This is a genomic window from Methylomonas sp. BG-2, from assembly GCF_057766305.1.
On record NZ_JBYMAP010000346.1, the window covers coordinates 1 to 3,105 of the forward strand.

Sequence of the window (3,105 nt, forward strand, 5' to 3'; positions counted from 1 at the left end):
AGTTGATTAGGGTTTTGAAAGTTTGAATTGCGTCACGTATTGGCCGCTGATAGACTCGGGGGCCAATCTTGACGGGAAGTGTCGAAAGATTTTACGGACTAAATCCTTCAAGGCGTCAAAAATTGCGCATCGTTAACGACAAAGATCCCCTTCTTAGGACCAGTCTAAGCGATCGATAAAATTATAAGAGGGGTAGGGGATGTCGCCGAGCCAGCGCGCGATGAAGTCGAATTTGGGCCTTGATCCAAATACGCCGGTTCTAGAATCAGGCGGGAAGCGGATTGCAAATTCCGCAGTCTGGCTATTGCTGCATTTGCTCGTGTTGTCTTTTTTTACGAAAACCGCTTGGGGTGTCGCGTCAGCGACGTGGGAGACCGTTTCGAGCAGCCAAGTGACGGTGAAGGTCGCCAACCCGGTACGCAACCGGCGGGCGGCGGACGCGACGGTGGCGGTGACGCTGAGCAACGTCAGCGGCCAAAGCCTGAAAGGCCCGTTCCGGCTGGTGATCGTCGGCCTGAGTCCGGCGGCGAAAGTGTCGATCGGCAATGCCAGCGGCACCACCGCGGCCGGCGAAGCCTACTACGACCTGACCGGCTATATCGGCAACGACTTCACGCCCGGCGGCAGCGGCCTGGTCTCGGTCATCGTCACCGGCGGCGGCCCCAACGCCTTCAGTTTCACAACCCGGCTGGAACGCCAAGTGCCCAGTCAGGCCCTGACCGTCAAAATCACCAGCCCGGCCACGCTGTTGACCGTCGGCCACACCCCGCAAACCGTCAAAGGCACGGTCAGCGACCCCAGCGCCCAAGTCACCCTGAACGGCGCGCCGGTCACCAACAGCAACGGCCGATTTCAAGCCGACGTCGCCCTGGAAGAAGGCCACAACAGCATCACCGCCCGCGCGGTCAACGCCCAGGGCGAAGACGTCAGCGATGCCATCTCGCTGTCGCTGGACATGACCCCGCCCTACCTGACCGTCGAATCGCCGAAAAACGGCGACACCGTCCGCACCGACCACATCGCCGTCTCCGGCCTGATCAACGACATCGTGCGCGGCACCGTCGCCGCCGGCCAAGCCCACGTCAAAGTCAACGGCATTACCGCCAGCGTCGCCAACCGCAGCTATCTGGCCGAAAACGTCCCGCTCGGCGTTGGCGAAAACACCCTGAAAATCGACGCCGCCGACAACGTCGGCAACACCAGCAGCCTCAGCCTCAAAGTCACCTACCAACCGCTGGCGCCGCAACACATCGAACTGCTCGGCGGCCAAGACCAAAGCGGCCCCATCAACAGCGTGTTGGCCCAAGCCCTCAAAGTCAAACTGCTGGACGGCGCCAACCAACCGGTGGCGGGCAAACCCGTCATCTTCCGCGTCACCGAAGGCGACGGCATCGTCGGTGCCGGCGGCAGCGACCAAGGCCAAGGCGTACTGGTGCAAACCGACGCCCAAGGTATCGCCGCGACCCAATTCAAGCTCGGCAGCCGGGCCGGCAGCGGCAACCAACGCGTCCGCGCCGCCTCGGTCGGCTTCGACGGCGAAGTCCTGTTCTACGCCAGCGCCGGCGTCGGCGCCGGTAGCAAAGTCACCGTCAACAGCGGCAACAACCAACGCGGCGCGGTCGGCCAACCGCTGCCGCAACCCTTCGTCGTCGCCGTGGTTGACGACGGCGCCAACGTCGTACCCGGCGCCCAAATCCAATTCAAAGTCACCCAAGGCAGCGGTCGCTTCCAAAACGGCCAAACCACCCTCACCGCCACCACCGACAGCGACGGCCGCGCCACCGCCGAGCTGACGCTGGGCAGCGAAGACGGCCTGGATGTCCACCGCGCCACCGCCACCCTGGTCGGCACCGACCTGTACGCCGGCTTCACCGCCTCCGCGTTAAAAACCGGCGTCACCGGCCAGACCAGCATCAGCGGCGTCGTCCTCGACAACCAAGAACACCCGCTGCCCAACGTCACGCTACGGGTCGACGGCACCACCCGCGAAGCACAAACCGACGCCCAAGGCCAATTCAAAATCACCGAAGTCCCGGTGGGCGCCGTGCGCATGATCGCCGACGGCAGCACCACCACCGCCGAAGGCGAATGGCCCACGCTCGCCTTCAACCTCGTCACCATCGCCGGCGCCGACAACCCGCTATCGTCGCCGGTCTACCTGGTCAAGCTCGACACCGTCAACGCCAAAACCGTCGGCGACCAAGACGTCACGCTGACGCTGCCCGACGTGCCCGGCTTTGCGTTGGAAGTCAAACGCGGCTCGGTGACCTTCCCGGACGGCAAAAAGACCGGCAAGCTATCGGTGACGCCGGTGAACGCCAGCAAAATCCCGATGGCGCCGCCCAACGGCATGCAACCGCAATTCATCGTCACCATCCAGCCGGTCGGCGCCAAATTCGACCCGCCGGCGCGGCTGACCCTGCCCAACGTCGACGGCCACAAACCCGGCGCGCAAGTGGAAATGTACTCCTACGACCACGACCTGGAAGAATTCGTGGCGATCGGCCTGGGCACGGTCAGCACCGACGGCAGCATCATCAAAAGCAACGACGGCGTCGGAGTGATTAAGGCGGGCTGGCATTGCGGCAGTCAGCCGGGGGGGAGCGGGTGTGCGGCCAGCCCCGGAGAATGCCAAAAATGCGAAGGTAATTGCGTCATCGTCGATTTGCCAAAAGTACCCAATGTACCGGGCGATTGTATGAAGCCGAAGGATTGCAAATCGTCCGAACCGGATTCCTCGGATGTTCCCGCGGATGTCGCAGGCGATTGCAAAAAGCCAGCCTGTCCGACCCCCACCGTCGATACCAACGACAAACCGTCCGAAGAATGCAAGCAATGTCAGGCTGACGGTTCGGTTGGCAATAAGCCTGACGGACAGTTCCCGGAATCGACAACAAGTTGCTGCTATCAAGGGGAGTCTGTGCCGAAAACCCCGAGCGATTTTGCAAGCTTGGCGAAATGCCCGCAGAAAAAACAGAATACAACGCGGAATCACGAAATCGACGGGTGCTCCAATTCTCCTGACGATTTGGAGAGTTGGGACAACCTGCCGTTTGCAACGAACTACGATATGTATGTGACCAATCCGATTTGGGGGACCGTGCT

1 protein-coding gene is annotated in these 3,105 nt (G+C 62.0%); it reads left to right on the plus strand.

The genetic code is table 11. The features are described from left to right. Positions 1-391: 391 nt before the first annotated feature. Positions 392-3,105: carboxypeptidase regulatory-like domain-containing protein (locus tag AC3B8H_RS19880; RefSeq protein WP_488443253.1), on the plus strand; the 2,714-nt coding region annotated here is incomplete at its 3' end.